This is a genomic window from Paenibacillus aurantius (assembly GCF_032268605.1).
GTDB classification, from domain to species: Bacteria; Bacillota; Bacilli; order Paenibacillales; family NBRC-103111; genus Paenibacillus_AO; species Paenibacillus_AO aurantius.
Map to the genome: position 1 here is coordinate 2,928,607 of NZ_CP130318.1, position 16,093 is coordinate 2,944,699.

At 56.8% G+C, this 16,093-nt stretch carries 11 protein-coding genes; 9 read left to right on the plus strand and 2 right to left on the minus strand.

Annotation, left to right across the window (positions count from 1 at the left end):
• Positions 1–74: 74 nt before the first annotated feature.
• The 9 genes from MJA45_RS13275 to MJA45_RS13315 all read left to right on the plus strand — a co-directional run bounded on the left by MJA45_RS13275 (position 75) and on the right by MJA45_RS13315 (position 11,337).
• Complete coding sequence (locus tag MJA45_RS13275) at positions 75–1,040, plus strand: ABC transporter permease (RefSeq protein WP_407083130.1); 966 nt, start codon at positions 75–77, stop codon at positions 1,038–1,040.
• Entirely contained in the window at positions 1,034–1,894 is an 861-nt protein-coding gene (locus tag MJA45_RS13280) for a carbohydrate ABC transporter permease (protein ID WP_315607726.1), read from the plus strand. The genes MJA45_RS13275 and MJA45_RS13280 overlap by 7 nt, the downstream gene beginning before the upstream one ends.
• Before the next feature lie 48 nt (positions 1,895–1,942).
• A complete protein-coding gene (locus MJA45_RS13285) occupies positions 1,943–3,490 on the plus strand; it encodes an extracellular solute-binding protein (protein ID WP_315607727.1) in 1,548 nt (515 codons plus the stop codon).
• A 26-nt stretch (positions 3,491–3,516) separates the two neighbouring features.
• The gene (locus tag MJA45_RS13290; protein ID WP_315607728.1) at positions 3,517–4,824 is read left to right on the plus strand and encodes an FAD-dependent oxidoreductase; all 1,308 of its coding nucleotides are present in this window, start codon (positions 3,517–3,519) and stop codon (positions 4,822–4,824) included.
• Between the two features lie 218 nt (positions 4,825–5,042).
• Positions 5,043–6,653, plus strand: a complete 1,611-nt coding sequence (locus tag MJA45_RS13295; protein WP_315607729.1) for a response regulator transcription factor — start codon at positions 5,043–5,045, stop codon at positions 6,651–6,653.
• A gap of 245 nt (positions 6,654–6,898) precedes the next feature.
• Positions 6,899–7,867, plus strand: coding sequence for an ABC transporter permease (locus tag MJA45_RS13300; RefSeq protein WP_315607730.1), 969 nt, complete (start codon positions 6,899–6,901; stop codon positions 7,865–7,867).
• A gap of 18 nt (positions 7,868–7,885) precedes the next feature.
• A complete protein-coding gene (locus tag MJA45_RS13305) occupies positions 7,886–8,797 on the plus strand; it encodes a carbohydrate ABC transporter permease (RefSeq protein ID WP_315607731.1) in 912 nt (303 codons plus the stop codon).
• A gap of 101 nt (positions 8,798–8,898) precedes the next feature.
• Entirely contained in the window at positions 8,899–10,419 is a 1,521-nt protein-coding gene (locus MJA45_RS13310) for an extracellular solute-binding protein (RefSeq protein WP_315607732.1), read from the plus strand.
• A gap of 75 nt (positions 10,420–10,494) precedes the next feature.
• Positions 10,495–11,337, plus strand: coding sequence for a Gfo/Idh/MocA family oxidoreductase (locus tag MJA45_RS13315; RefSeq protein ID WP_315607733.1), 843 nt, complete (start codon positions 10,495–10,497; stop codon positions 11,335–11,337).
• Between the two features lie 143 nt (positions 11,338–11,480).
• On the opposite strand, the gene MJA45_RS13320 is transcribed toward MJA45_RS13315, so the two are convergent.
• Both MJA45_RS13320 and MJA45_RS13325 read right to left on the minus strand, forming a co-directional pair.
• On the minus strand, positions 11,481–14,672 hold the full coding sequence (locus MJA45_RS13320) for an Ig-like domain-containing protein (RefSeq protein ID WP_315607734.1): 3,192 nt from the start codon (positions 14,670–14,672) through the stop codon (positions 11,481–11,483).
• Between the two features lie 42 nt (positions 14,673–14,714).
• On the minus strand, positions 14,715–15,773 hold the full coding sequence (locus MJA45_RS13325) for a Gfo/Idh/MocA family protein (RefSeq protein WP_315607735.1): 1,059 nt from the start codon (positions 15,771–15,773) through the stop codon (positions 14,715–14,717).
• Positions 15,774–16,093 lie beyond the last annotated feature (320 nt).

Sequence of the window (16,093 nt, forward strand, 5' to 3'; positions counted from 1 at the left end):
AGGGAAACGTACCGCCAAGCGAAAGCGGTAGACCGACGACCGACGAAGCCAATCGCCAAAAGGAGGGGAGGGCCATGCCCGCCAAAACCGCCAATTCCCGCTCGTATGCTCAACCGGCTGCCTCTTCCCGGCTGGGCAAAACCAGGAAGGCCTTCTGGGCGCACAAAGAATTCTATTTGATGCTTCTGCCCGGTGTGATCTACTACCTGGTCTACAAATACCTCCCGATGTACGGGGTCATCATCGCTTTCAAGGACTACGACATGCTGGAAGGCATCTGGAGCAGTCCGTGGGCGGACCCCTGGTACAAGTATTTTCAGCAATTTTATGAATCCCCGTATTTTACCCAGCTGCTCGCCAATACGTTCCTCATCAGCGTGTACAAGCTTCTATTCGGCATGGTGCCGCCTATTCTTCTCGCGATCCTGCTGAACGAATGCCGGACCCCCTGGTTCCGCCGGCTGGTCCAGACCCTCAGCTACATGCCTCATTTTCTCTCGTGGGTGATCATTTATGGTATTCTGCTCATGTTTCTTTCCCAGGATTCGGGCATTGTCAACCGCTGGCTCGTGGAAAGCGGATCTTCTACCATTCCGTTCCTGACGTCGACCGAATGGTTCCGCTCTGTGCTCGTCGGCTCCGAGATTTGGCAAAACCTCGGGTGGGGAGCGATCATTTACCTGGCCGCGATTGCCGGCATCGATCCCACGCTCTATGAAGCCGGAAGGGTGGACGGGGCAAGCCGGCTGAGGATGGTCTGGCACATTACCTTGCCCGGCATCCGCCATGTCATCATTCTGCTTCTGATCCTCCGTCTCGGGCATATGCTGGATGCCGGTTTCGAGCAGATCTATGTCCTGTATAACGTGCATGTCTACTCGGTAGCCGACATTCTCGACACCTGGGTGTTCCGTACCGGTCTGGAGCAGTGGAACTACAGCTTGGCCTCTGCCGTCGGGTTGTTCAAATCGGGCATCGGTTTGATTCTGGTCTACCTCTCGAACACACTCGCCAAGCGATGGGGGGAGAGCATATGGTAAACACGAAGCAGGACAAAGCGTTTCTCACCTTCACGTATGCCGTCCTGGCCGCTGTCGGGATCGTGGCCGTCGTGCCCCTGCTGTACGTCGTCTCCGTGTCGCTAACTCCATTTGCGGAGGTGCTGAAGCACGGTGGTTATGTTCTCATCCCGCGGGAATTTACCTTTCACGCCTACCGGAAGCTGATGGAGACTTCGGGAATTCCGCGTTCTCTCGTCATAACCGTTACGATCACCTTGCTGGGAACTGCGATCAACCTGATTCTGACGACACTGGTGGCTTATCCGCTCAGCCGTCGAAGCCTGCCGGGAAGGAATGTCTTCCTGATCATGGTCGTCTTCACCCTGTTGTTCAGCGGAGGGATCATCCCGACGTACTTGGTCGTCAAGGCAACCGGCCTGATCGACAGCCTGTGGGCACTCATCCTGCCGACCGCCGTATCGAGCTTCAACGTGCTGCTGATGAAGAGCTTCTTCGAGCAGCTTCCGGAGGAATTGTTCGAATCCGCCCGGATCGACGGAGCGAAGGAATTCCGCATTCTCCTCCGGCTGGCGGTTCCGCTGTCATTGCCGGTGATGATTACGGTCGGTTTGTTCTATGCGGTCGGCCATTGGAACTCCTTCTTCGCCGCCATTATGTATGTCACCGACCGGACGCTGTTTCCGCTGCAAGTCGTCGTCCGGGAAATTCTGATGCTGAGCCAGCAGCCGCTTGAGAATGCAGAGGACCAGGTTCCTACCGTCACGATGCAGATGGCGGCGGTCGTGTTCGCCAGCTTTCCCATTATTGCGGTCTATCCGTTCCTGCAGAAGCATTTTACGAAAGGCATGCTGCTTGGCTCGATTAAAGGCTGAAGCCGGTTTCCCGGCTATCCTCATTAGAACCGGAAGGGAAGGGATAGGATGAACAAGAAGAAATGGATTCCGATTGGGGTAAGCGCAGCATTGGTGACGGGTGTCCTGCTCTCGGGGTGTTCCTCCGGCGGCCAGACCGAGAAGGAGGCGGCGGCCAGTCCGGCAGGCGGCGCCAAAGCCGGCGAGGGAACGGGGGCGCCGGTTAAAATCCAAATGGCTATGGCCGCGTCGGGGCTGCCGGCGCCGGAAGCGGACGACATCAAGAAGACGATCGACAAGAAGCTGAACACCGACCTGCAGCTGACGACCATCGCCTCCGGGGAGGATTACAAGAACCAGGTCCGGGTGAGGCTGTCGGGCGGCAACTATCCCGATCTGTTCTCGGTCGATTTCTCCGACGTGAAGGAGTTTTCGGATAAGGGGCTTCTTCTCGACCTGACCGCCTACATGGACAAGGAATTGAAGCCGTCTAAGGAATTCTTAACGAATCTGACGCCCCAAATCTTGAAGAAGGTTACCATAGGCGGCAAAATTCTGGCCATCCCCCGCGTGGCGGATGTTCCCTTCTCTACCATGTGGGTGCGCAAGGACTGGCTGCAGAAGCTGAATCTGCAGATGCCTACCACTCTCGATGAATTCCTCACCGTCGCCAAAGCTTTCACCGAGCAGGACCCGGACGGCAACGGCAAGAAAGACACGTACGGCATAACGGGAGCGAAGCTCGACGGCTTTGCCACGATCTTCGGGGCGTACAAGGTCGGCCAGCCGGGCACGTTCTACGAGAAGGACGGCAAAGTGACCAACGCCTATTTTGACCCGGCCATGCCGGAGGCGCTGAAGTACATCAAGTCCATGTTTGATGCGGGGGTAGTGGACCCGGAGATCATGACGAACAAAGGCAATGTCGAGGTGCAGAAGGCGTTTCAAGGAAAAGCCGGCTTTATCTTCAAGGGCTGGACGGAAATCGCCAAGGATGAATTCGTCAGCCAATACAAGGCCATCAACCCTAACGCGGATTGGGTGCAGATGGCACCGCTTAAAGGGCCCGGCGGAGCGTTCGACGGAACGTTCGATTATGACCGCCCCTCCCGCTATTGGGTGATTCCGAAGGCGATCGAGAAGGACAAAGCCAAGCTGCAAAAGGTGCTCGAGCTGATCAACTATGTTTCCGGCAAGGAAGGGAACACACTCGTCATGTACGGCCTGGAGGGCAAGCATTACAACTTGAAGGACGGGAAGGTCGTTCCCACCGACCTGATGGCGAAGGAAGGCAATTACTTCAACCTGTACCAAATCACCGGCCGTCCGAACAAGGAGTATTTGGCCATCAAGTTCCCGAACCAGGCGGCGGCTACCGAATTTGCGATCAAAACGCCCCGCATTCCTTCCTTCGACAGCTCGGTCATTCCGCCGACCGGGTTCAATAAGGCCGATGCGGACCGGTTCGCCGAGGAGGAGATGATCAAGTTCGTCACCGGCAAGCGTCCCCTCGCCGAGTATCCGGATTTCCTGAAGACGCTCGAAACAACGTTCAAGTACAAACTGTTTGTCGAGGAAGGAACGAAGCAGATCAAGGAGCAGGGCTTTGTCAAATAATACCCAAGAAAGGGAAGGTGGAGAACATGGACAAATCGACTTATGACGTAGTGGTGGCGGGAGGCGGCCCGAGCGGGATCGCGGCAGCCGTCGCTTCGGCAAGAATGGGGGCGCGGACGCTGCTTGCCGAGCGGTACGGTTTTCTCGGAGGTGCGGGAACCGCCATGATGGTCAATCCGTGGATGTCCTATTGGGCATCCGGCGGGAATCAGGTGCAGCTGATCTTCGGGGTGCTTCAGGAGCTGATCGACCGGATGACGGCGATGGGCATGTACGGCCATCCGAAGCAGAAGACCGCATTTGATCCGGAAGCGCTGAAGGTCGCCGCCGAGGAACTGTGCCGGGAAGCGGGCGTTCATCTGCTCTATCATTCCTTCCTGGGAGAGGCCGTCATGAACGAGGAGGGGACCCGCATTGAGCGTGTCCGGCTGGCGAACAAGGCCGGGCTCATGGATTTTCGAGCCCAGGTGTATGTGGATGCCACCGGAGATGCCGACCTTGCCGCGTTGGCAGGCGCCTTGGTCGAGAAGGGTAGAGCCGTGGACAGCTTGAGCCAGCCGATGACGCTCAACTTCCGGATGGCTCAGGTGGACGTCGACCGGATGCCCGACCGGAAAGGGATTACCGAGCGGTACTTGGAAGCCAAGCGCCAGGGCCGAATTCAATGTCCCCGCGAGAATGTGCTGTGGTTCTACGCGAATCAGCCGGGTGTCATTCACTTTAACACGACCCGCGTGGTCCGCAAGGATGCCACCGATCCGTGGGAGCTGACCGAAGCGGAGATCGAAGGCCGCCGTCAGGTTCAGCAGCTCGTCGCCTTTCTGAAGGAAGAGGTGCCGGGCTTCGAAGACGCCTACCTGCAGACGACCGCCCCCCAGATCGGCGTCCGCGAATCTCGCCGGGTGGTAGGCGAATACCGGCTCACGGCGGAGGAGCTTCTCGCTTCCTGCCGGTTCGAGGACCGGATCGCCCGCGGGGCTTATCCGGTGGACATTCACAACCCCGACGGGGAGGGAACGATTCTGCAGCACCTTCCGCAAGGGGAGTGGTACGACATTCCGTACCGGGCTCTGGTTCCGAAGAAGATCGAGAACCTCCTCATCGGCGGGCGTCCGATCTCCGCTACCCACGAAGCGCATTCGGCCATCCGCGTCCAGCCGATCGCTATGGCTATCGGCCAGGCGGCGGGGACCGCAGCCGCCCTGTGCGCGGCCCAGAAGACGACCCCGCGCGAGCTCGACGTCCGGCTGGTGCAGGAAGCCCTCACCAAGCAGGGAGCGGTGCTCGGGTACGGCGAGACCGAGGGCGAAGCAGCCGAAGCGGCAGGCAGCTGATCGGTTGCTCCTTCTGAGGCTCGTTTTAGGCCATAGCGAGACGTCCCGGCTCCCGGACAGGGAAAGAGACCAAGCGCCCAGCTCGGCCTGGAAGACGTTGGAAGGCAGATGGGACATAGCAAGAACGGGCACCCGGAACAGCCGGGTGCCTTTTCTCCGTCAAGCAGGAATCCGCGGCCCGGGAGGCGAAGGACAAGAACAGCTTAGTCGCAAGGAAGGTGCTGACGTTGAATCTGCTTATCGTGGAAGACGAAATCCGTCTGCGGAATGCTCTGGTCCACAACATTCCCTGGGAGGAGCATGGAATCGAGATCGTCGGGCAGGCGGGAAACGGGCGGGAGGCTTTGACGCTGATCGACCGCCGAAGGCCGGACATTCTCCTTCTTGACCTGCAGATGCCCGAAATGGACGGGCTCAGTCTGGCCAAACGCCTGCGGGAGACCGATCCTCTTCTGCAGATTATCGTGTTAAGCGGGCATGACGACTTCGAATATGCGCAGAAGGCGCTTGAACTCGGGGTTATGAAATATTTGCTTAAGCCGGCCGGCGATGAAGAAATATTGGGGACGGTGCTTGAAGCGGCGGAGCGCCTGCGTAAAGAGTGGGACCGCCGGCACAACAGCGAGGAGATCCGCAAGAAATGGATGCTGCATCTTCCTCATCTTGTGGAAGAATTCATCAAGGGCTGGCTGGAAGGCAAGTACGAGTCCTGGGAGCTGGAGCAGAAGGGCCGCGACCTGCAGCTGGAACTCACGCCGGACACTCGGTATACGGTGGCGGTTATCGACATGGACCCGCTGTCCGAGGACGAAACCCGCTTCAGCCACAAAGATGCGCCGCTCCTGCAATTTAGCTTGAACAGTATCGTAAAGGAAACCTTCCAGCGGGTTGCCTGCTGGGTAGCTAGCGATGCGACAGGGGCAACCGTGATCATTTTCCGTCACGGGGAAGGGGAGGACTCTCCCGCCGCTCTGCAGAAGACGAATGCTCTTGCGGAGAAAGCGTTAAACTCCGTACTCACCTGCTTGAAGCTGACGGCGAGCGCCGGCATCAGTGGAACGACCGGCGTCGCGGAAGAGATGAACAAGCTTTACCTGCAGGCGGTTCGGGCTCTCCAGAACCGGATCGTGCTCGGGGACAATCTCGCGATTCCGTACCGGGAGGAAGCCGGCGAAGCGGCATCCGTCACCCCGCAGCCGAACCACGAGAAGATGCTGGAGATCGCCCTGGAAACCGGAGACGGCGAACGGGCCATGGAGGCGGTCGAAGCCATGTGGACCGACGGAATGAACAAGGCGGAATCCGTGGAAACGATGCAGGAGCAGATCCTGTATTTCGCGAGTCTGTTCGTCCGCATTATTCAGAAGCAGGGCTGGCGCGTGAAGGAGGTAGCGGGTGACGATTATTCCTATTTTCACAATCACGGCAGGTTTACCGCCCGCGAACAATTTCTCGCCTGGACCACGCGGATGGTTAGGGCTTACCTGGGGTATGCCAATCAGCGGCGTAAGCGGACCAGCAACGAAACGATAGCCGCCATCCTCGATCTCGTAGAGAACGAGATGGATCAGGAAATGATGCTGCATACGATCGCCGACCGGCTTTACGTCAACTCTTCTTACTTGAGCCGGCTGTTTAAGCAGGAAACGGGAAAGGCTTTTTCGGCCTACGTACTGGAGCGCAAAATGGAACGGGCGAAGGCCCACCTGCAGGACGGGGGACGGATTATGGATGTTGCTGCCGCCGTCGGCTACCGGGACGTCAGCTACTTTACCCGGGTCTTTCGCAAGTATTGGGGCGTCACCCCCGGCGAAATTCGCGGACAATAGAGGGGACACCCCCCGATTCCTCCTAAAAAACCTTCCTTTGCCGGAAGGTTTTTTGCCGTTCTTCTGCCAGTCCCTTATCCGGTTGCTTTGCGCATGGAAATCTCATAGGAAGCAGAACCATCCTCACGGATAAGGCACGAGAAGTTATGAGATTACCAAAACAGGTAATCGTCCTCTCATTCCCGAAAAGGGCCGCGGTGGTAAACTTAATGTCATAAACCCCTACGCGGAAGGAGGACATCCCCATGAGAGAAAGCACGGCCCCCGAAGCTGTCCCCGTTCCCGTAAAACGAGGACGCGGAAGTTACCTGCGGCAGCTCGGGAGCGATGTGGCGAAGGATTGGGATCTGTATATAGCGCTGATCCCCGGCATCGCCTTTCTATTATTATTCAAGTACGCCCCCATGTACGGAATCATCATCGCCTTTAAAGACTTCAACATTTTTGACGGATTGGCGGCGAGCCCTTGGGTAGGATGGGAGCATTTTGAGAAATTGTTCTCGTCCGAGAGCTTCCTTCACGTCTTTCGGAACACGCTGGTTATCTCGGTGTACAAAATCTTGTTTCTGTTCCCGCTTCCGATTGTCATTGCCATTCTTCTCAACGAATTAAGAAACATGGCATTCAAGCGGACCGTTCAGACGGTCATTTACCTGCCCCACTTTCTGTCCTGGGTTATCGTTAGCGGCTTGTTCCTCGATATGCTGTCGACCAACGGCGGGATCGTGAACAAAATCATCGTCGCCCTGGGAGGGGAGCCCATCCGGTTCTTCCTTGACAACAGTATCTTCCGGACGGTGCTGGTTTCGTCTGCCGGCTGGAAGGAGACGGGCTGGAACACCATCATCTACCTGGCTGCTTTGGCGGGGATCGACCCCGGCTTGTACGAAGCGGCCCGGATCGACGGAGCGAACAAGTGGAAGCAAATCATCCATATCACCCTGCCGGGTCTCATCCCGATCATTCTTCTTATGTTCATCCTGAGACTGGGCTCCGTCCTGGAGGCGGGAACGGAGCAGATCCTCGTCATGTACAACCCGAGCGTTTACAACGTAGCGGACGTCATCGGGACCTACGTGTACCGGATCGGCCTCGGCGAACAGAACTACAGCTTCACGACGGCTGTCGGCGTCTTTGAATCGGTGGTCGCCTTCATTCTGATTCTGTCCGGCAACGCCTTGGCCCGTAAGTTTTTCGGCCGGGGCATCTGGTAGGGAGTAGGAGGGAGTCATATGAAAAACAGCCCGGCAGCAAAGCCTGCCAAAAGTCAAGCCATTCGTTCCTCCGTTGGAGAGAAGCTCTTTCAAGCGATCAATATCGTCATCTTTGTTCTGCTCGGCCTTACGACCGTTTTCCCGTTTCTTAACTTGATTGCCAAGTCGTTCTCGAGTGAAGCGGCCGTCGTCTCCGGCATGGTTACGCTGTTCCCGATCGACTTCCAGGTCGGAACCTACAAATACGTAGCGAGCAGCTCGATGTTTCTGAATGCCTTTATGGTCTCGGTTACGGTCACGGTCATCGGTTCGTTCCTGGCTTTGTTCATGACCACGCTGGCCGCGTATCCGCTGTCCAAGCCGAGGCTCAGAGGCCGCAAATTTTTCATCCTGATGTATTTGTTTACGATGCTGTTTAGCGGGGGACTGATTCCGACTTACCTGCTGATCCACTCCCTTGGCCTGATCGATAAGCTTCCGGTGCTGTTCCTGCCGTTTATGATCAGCGTCTACAACATGCTCATCATCAAGAGCTATTTCGAAAGTCTGCCGGAAGGGCTGGAGGAGTCGGCCAAAATCGACGGAGCGAGCAACATGACCATTCTCGTGCGGATCGTTCTTCCGTTGTCGCTTCCGGTGCTTGCCACGATCACCTTGTTCTATGCGGTGCAGTTCTGGAACGATTACTTCACCTCGCTCCTGTACATCAACTCGTCGTCCTTGAAGCCGCTGCAGCTTTACTTGAAAGAGCTGTTCGTTTCGTCAACGGATACCTTCCTGAGGGATAACGTGGAAGCCAACTTGAACGTGTCGCCCCAGTCCATCCAGGCGGCTTCCATCATGCTGGCCACCCTGCCGATTCTGCTCGTGTATCCGTTTCTACAGAAATATTTCGTCAAAGGGGTTCTGATCGGTTCCGTGAAGGGCTGATCGGGAAGGGAACTCTCGCAAGGAGGTGAAGGAATCCGGAAGGACGAGAGCATCACCAGAAGCAAGACAACTTGTAGGGCTATTATAAGGGAGGTTCATCCATGTTAAAAAAATCGATTGCTGTTCTGTCCATCTCGGCCATGACGGCGGCTCTTACCGCTTGTGGTGGAGGGGGCGGTTCCGCCTCCGGGACGAATGCCCCGTCCGCATCCCCCGGAGCGACGGCCGGCGCTTCCAAGCCAAAACCGGAATTCAAAGCACTTATGCAGTACGGCCGGTTTGACCCGAACGAGCAGGTGGTCGCCAAGCTGCTCAACGAAAAAACCGGATATAAGGTCACCTACGACATGCTGCCGGTGGAGAACCCGGACGACAAGCTGAACCTGCTCATGGCGAACAAAGAGAAATATTCCTTCATGATCCTGTCCGCCACCCAGTACTCCAAGCTGGCCGCCTCCGGCGCCCTCGAGCCGATTGACGAGCTGGTCAACAAGTACGGTACGAACCTGAAGAACGTCATTTCCCAGAACTCCTGGAACGGAGCCAAGCTGAACGGCAAAATATTCGGCATTCCGCAAACCGGCTCCGGTACGGTCGTCAACTCCTCTCTTGTGATCCGTCAGGACTGGATGGATGAGCTCGGCCTGAAGATGCCGACCACCCGGGATGAGCTGTATAACGTCATGAAGACGATCAAGGAAAAGAAGAACGTGATGGCGTTGTCGGGCGGCAAGAGCCCGCTCGCTCCTGAAATTCTGCCGACCTTCGGCCTCCCCATGACGACGGCCGCCCTCGGCTGGGAGGAAGTCAACGGCAAGCTCGTGAATGCCGTCGAGAACCCGAACATGAAGAAATACCTCGAGTTCATGCGCAAGCTGTACTCCGAGAAGCTGATCGACCAGGAGTGGTCGCTGAACCAGTCGAACAAGGTCATTGAGAACTTCACAAGCGGCAAAGCCGCTATGATGTCCATGGGCTACTTCAACGCGCCTACGGTGAAGACGGCGCTGGAGAAGAATACCCCTACCGCCAAGATCGGCACGGTGCCTTATCTGAAGGGCGACGATGGCAAGGTTCGGGTAGTTGGAACCGCGGGCATCAGCTTCTATGTAGGCATTCCGAAGTGGGCCGAGAACAAGGAAGAGATCATCAAATACTTGGATCTCAAGCTCGATAAGGACATCCACAAGGAAGCGACGATCGGGAAAGAGGGCGTTCACCATAAAGTGGAGAACGGCAACTACATTCCGATTCTTCCGAAGTTCACAGAGGATTACAACGATGCCTCCGGTTTCCTGACCGGTGTCGATGAGAAGAACTATCCGATCTACTGGCAGGCCAGGGTGCGCAAGGATCCCGTTCTGTTCAGCGCGTTTGAGAGCAACCAAGCGAATGCCAAAGGCAGCGCCGTATTGGATCCTCTTTCTTTCGCCCCTCCTTTGGAAGCGGTCGGAAAATACAACCAGAAGCTTAACAAGCTGGTCGAGGATACGTTCCTTAAGTACATTACGGGAGCCGAGCCTCTGGAGAATTACGATAAGTTCCTCGCCCAATGGAAAGCGGACGGCGGGGACGAGATGACGAAGGCTGTCAATGAATGGTATGCTAGTACCAAGAAGTAGAACCTGATTCTAGATCAGGCACCCCCGGGGCTTCGGTTCCGGGGGTTTTCCATCAGGAGAGGAGAACAGAGAAATATGATGAAGATTGGGTTTATCGATTATTTTCTGGACAATTGGCATTCCAAGATGTACCCGGGCTGGATTGACGAGGCGACCAACGGGGAGATGAAAGTCACCCATGCCTTTGCCTTGAGCGAGAAGGAAGGGATGAAGCCGAACGCGGAGTGGTGCCGGGAGAAGGGCATCGAGCTGCTCGGTTCCATTGAAGCGGTCATCGAAGCGTGCGATGCGCTGGTCGTGCTGTCGCCGAACAACCCCGAATACCATGAAGAGCTGGCCCGGCTTCCGCTTCAGTCCGGTAAGCCGGTGTACATAGACAAAACCTTCGCTCCCGACCGGGAGACGGCGGTCCGCCTGTTCGAGCTGGCCGAGAAGCACGGAACCCCGATGTACTCTTCCTCCGCTCTGCGTTATGCGGCCGAATATGCGGATGTGGAGAAAGCCGGAATCGCCGCCATCAGCTGCTTTGGCGCGGGCAAGTTCGAGACCTACTCGATTCACCAGGTAGAGCCTATTGTGCAGCTGATGGGAACGGAGGCCGAACGGGTCATGTGGACCGGTACGGATCAGTCGGAGTCCATGCTAATCGGCTTCTCCGGCGGCCGGCAGGCCGAAATTCATCATTACGGCGATGACTGTCCGTTCGCCATGGCGCTTAAATACGATAACGGCAAGAACCGCATGCTGAAGATTGAATCGAACTTCTTCGGCGCCTTTATCCAGGGCCTCACCGAGTTTTTCCGGACCCGGGAAGTGAAGCTTGATAAGCAAGAGACGATTGCCATCGCGGCTATTCTGGAAAATGGCCGTAAGGCGAAGGAGACTCCTTACCAATGGGTGGAGCTTCCGAAGAAGTAATTTGTTCTTCCCGCTAAACGTAGGCAGAAGCAAGCCATCCTAAAGCCAGCCAATATCAAAAAAAGCATCCCGGTCCTTCTTTCGAAGGCCGGGATGCTTTTTCGTTCGGCAGGGGAGAAAGGAGACTTACGGCCTGGGGCCGGTTATTCTTCGCTCTGCTTCGCTTTATGATCGTTGAAAACTTTCACTTTCAGCTCCGTCTGCTTGTCACGGTAGACGGCGGTAATGGTTGCCGTTCCCGGCTTCACGGCCGTTATGTTGCCGCTGCTATCAACGGAAGCGACCTTGGCCAGAGAGGAGGAGTAGGCCGGACCGGTGGTGATCCGTTCCTCTACGCCATCCGAGTAGACCGCGGTGAGCGGCGCTTGGACCGTCTCGCCTTGAACGAGGCTGATTTTCTCCGACTCGTAAGTGAGAAGGGTCAGCTCGGCGACCGTTACCACAGCTTTGGCCGTCTGGCCTTCGTAGGTCACGGTGATTTCCGCCGTTCCCGCTTTCCTGGCGGTTACGACTCCATGCTCATCGACCGAAGCCACATCCGGCGTGCTTGAGGTATACTGGACCCCCTCTGTGACGGTTCTTTTCGATTCATCCGAATATACCGCTTCGGCTACGGTTTGGTGCTGATCGCCTTTGACGAGGCGGTACGCGGAGGAATCCAGCGAGAGGCCCGTCAGAACGGGAGCGGTTCGGGTAATGGTGACGGCTTTCTCATTCGTCTTCAAGCCGTCAACATAGACAGCGATCCGGACGGTGTTCTCCCCCAGGCTCAATTCGGCGGCACCGGTGAAGTCGCCGTTTGACTGGACGGCAGCCGAACCCCCGTTAATCTTGACTTCAACTTTGCCTCCAGCTCCCAGCACCTCCACATTTCCTTGAATGGGGAGACTCTTAAGCGGAGTCGAGGTGTGGTCGAGCGCAAGCCAGCCCCGCAGGAGAGCCGCCCTGACGTCGTCACCGGCCTTGTAGGTCCGGGCTACCAGCTGTCTCTTCGTTCGCACCCCGGAGGCATCCAAGGCGGAGACAACGAGACCGCCGGTCGGAATAAGGCTATTGTTCGGCGACGGGTTCGTCCAGTTCCAGGTTAGCGCCTGGGTCTGGTTCACCACCTGGGTCACCTTGCCCTTGCCGTCGACGACCGCTTCCACCCCGAACTTATTGGTTGCCGTCGACTGGCCGAACGAATCGGTAAACACATTCAGGTTGTTCTCGTTCCGGCTGACGTTATGCTCGTCCCCTTCGAGGAAGGCCTCCGGACTGCCGGGAACGCTCAGGCCAAGCTGATAATCCTTTACATAGACCTCGTCATGCAGGGAGGCCTTGATCACCGGCCAGTTAACCTGGGAATAATCGAACAGCATCAAACCGTTGGATTGGGCGAGCCCCGTCTGGAAAACCGACCGCTGAAGCGCCGGGTCCTGGATGTTGGCAAGCGCGATGCTCGCGTACATCGGAATCTTGCCGTCCGTCACGATGTTGCCCAGGGTAATGTATTTCTCAATCTCCTTCTGGGTCGTCTGGTACGTGCCGATCATCAGGAAATCCAGGTCATTCGCGTACCCGGTCTTCGCATAGGAGTCGGTGTACAGGTCGTCCGAAGGGAAATTCAGGCGGTCATCGTAGCGGAAGGTGGGGCTTCCCCAATGGACGCCGTTTAAATAATAGGATTCAAACCAGGACCCGACATAGGCGGACATCTGAATCTTCTTGCCCTTCTGGTCCGTATACGTGTTCGTCAAGGCACGAACCTCATCGAAGAACGACTTGATAATAAGGGAACGGAATTCCCACCAGTCGTTGATCAGCGGTCCGTACTGCCGCGCATTGTCCACGTAGGTGTACACATCGGCCGGCCAGTGCGTAAGCGTCTTCCCTTTGGCGGCCAGGAAGGCTTCGAACTTGGCTCGCGTCACCTCGCTGAAATCCGCGGTTTCGTTGTCGTAACGGGCGCGGTCCAGCACAATGCCGTCCACGTCATAGTTCTTGATGACCTCTTCGAGGTTCTTCAGCTCGAAGGACCGGACATCGTCGTTAGCCGGATTGACGAAAGCGACGAGCGATTTGCCGGTTTTGTAGTATTGGCTGTCCCGCAAGCGGAGAATTTTCCCGCCGTCCTCCGGACGGAACACGCGTTCTTCCCAATCCAGATGGTCATTGAGCAGGGCATATTCATTATGGGCGGGTGAGCCTTCGGCAAAGACATTGAACGAAGCGTGGATTTTGATCCCCAGCTGATGACCGGAGGTCACGAACTCCTGCAGCATATCCAGATTAGGGTTGGCGCCGGCCCGGGTGGGGGCGGTCATCTGGGAAATGTGAGGACGGCCGGTCAGGTCATTCTTCTTGTAATTGGCAAAGCCCTCCACGCCTTTGACGTCCAAGGCGACCGCCGTCACTCCGGCGTCCTTGGCCTTCATCAGCATGTTCTTGACGTCCTCCGGTGTCTGCAGCTTGAAGATATTCGTCCCCTGGTCTACCCAGAGCACCACTTCCTTGGGGGCGTCCGTCTGCTTCTTGTAGAACACGACGAGCGACTTCCGGTCGGTTTCCGTCCCGTTCTTGAGCACCGCCACGTCCACGTAGTTGACGCTCTCCTGCAGGCCGACCGTGGTGTGGAAGGTGCCGTCCGCCTGCAAGGAAACCAGACTGTCCTTGACTTGAACGGAATAGGAAGCCGCCGGATCCAGATTTTCCACCTTGCCGGTTACCCCAACCGAAGGCGAGGTGACCGTACTCCAGGCGTCGTTGTCCAGCTTCAGCCGGGCTTTCAGGCCTTGGCCAGTCATAAGATCGGTCACCGGAACGACCTGATCGTTCTTGCGGAGCTTGATGGCGTCGCCGACTTTAAAGTTTTTGGCAAGGTACTGCTTATAGGTTTTATTTGCCCAGCTGTCGTCGTTCGCCACGAGAATATAGCCTCCCGGGGGAAGCGCCAGGTCCGTCGGGCCGGTCCAGACCGGTACCCCGCCGTTAACGGACGGATTGACGACCCGGGTGACCCGGGAGGTGGAATCGACGACGACTGCCACCGAGGTTTTGCCGACGGTAATCTGCGGGGCATATTCGGTTGTGAACAGGGCGAGGTAATCCGTTACGCCGGTCATGTCTTCATCGACGGCGTTGATTTGCTTCCTCGGCCCTTCAATCTCGACGGTAACGTCGGCCGGGGCCGCCTCCACTTCTATGTAATCGTCGGCGGAGATGGAGGACGAGGGGGAGAGAGCGGCAGCTTGCGAGGCAGTGGTGCCGGAATCGGCGGCCCATGCCCCAGCTGGCCATAAAGAAGCCAACAAGGTAACCAATAAGGGAAATCGAAGCCATTTCGCTTTACTCAAGGAAATCATCCTTTCGTATGGGTTAGCTGCGGTGATTCCAGATTAGAAGTGGATTTCTTTCTGTTTTTCGGCCGATTCGTAAATGCCGCACAAGATCTTCATCATCTCGACGCCGTCTTCGACGGGGGAGAGGGTTTCCGCCTTTCCTTGGCATACGCCGACGAAGGTGTTGATTTCGCTTTGGAAGCCGGCGATAAAATCGAAGGTCCGGTTGTTGATCTGGGGAGTCACGTTCAGGATCGTGTCGTGCTTCTCGGTGATGATGGTCAGCTCCGGCTCGAGCTCGACACCGCCTTTATCCCCATACAGTTTGACGGTCAGGCCGTCCTCCTTCGCATGCAGGGTAAAGCTGACGTCCACGAGGAGGGAAGCCCCGTTCTCGAATCGGATCAAGGCATTGGCCATGTCCTCCACCGTATTAAGGGACGCGTCGTAATCGGCGGCTTTGTAGTAGGACAGGTTCTTCACATTGGCCCGGTTGCCCAGCCGGTTGTAGGTATTGCCGGAGATCGTCTTGACCTTCGGGCGGCCCATCAAATACCAGCACAGGTCAATGACATGGACACCCACATCGATAAGCGGGCCGCCGCCCGAGCGCTCCACATCGGCGAACCATCCGCCCGGGTTCCCCAAACGGCGGATGCAGGAAGCTTTGGCATAGTAGATTTCCCCAAGCTCGTCATTCTCGACGAAGGTGCGCACAATCTCGGTGTTGGCCCCATACCGGCGCACGAACCCGACCTGAAGCGTCTTGCCCGAACGGCGGACCGCTTCCTCGACGGCCAGCGCTTCTTCCACCGTTTTGCATAAGGGTTTTTCGGTGAGGACGTGCTTCCCCGCCTCCAGGGCGGCGATGGAGATAGGCGCGTGGCTGTTGTTCCACGTACAAATGCTGACGGCGTCAATCTCCTTAAGCGTGAGCAGCTCCCGGTAATCGGTAAACACCCGGGGAATCCCGTACTGCTCGGCTTTGGCCGTGGCGCGTTCTTCGTTCAAATCACAGATGGCGTAGAGCTCCACCTCCGGATGATTCTGATAGGCTCGTAGATGGGCTGCGGAGATGGAGCCGGCTCCGATCACCGCAATGCGGACTTTTTCCAATGGGAACACCTCGTTGAAAGATTTAAGGGAATGGGAACGAGAAACGAACGACAGGGGATAGCCAAACCGGCTATCCGGGTTAATCAGCTGTTATGGACAGGTCTTTACTCATCCATCATCTCCTTACGTCGGCATACAGGGCCAACCTCGCCCGGCTATCTTCATTGTAGTCCCGGGGCAGCGGGGGGACAGCGGAGGACCATGACTCTTTTTGGTACTTTAATAACCTTTGAGAGGGAGTCAGTCGACTTATCCGTCGATGGAAGCGGGAAAAGGCATTATAATAGGAGGAAAAGCCTATAAGTCCTAATCAAAGGGGG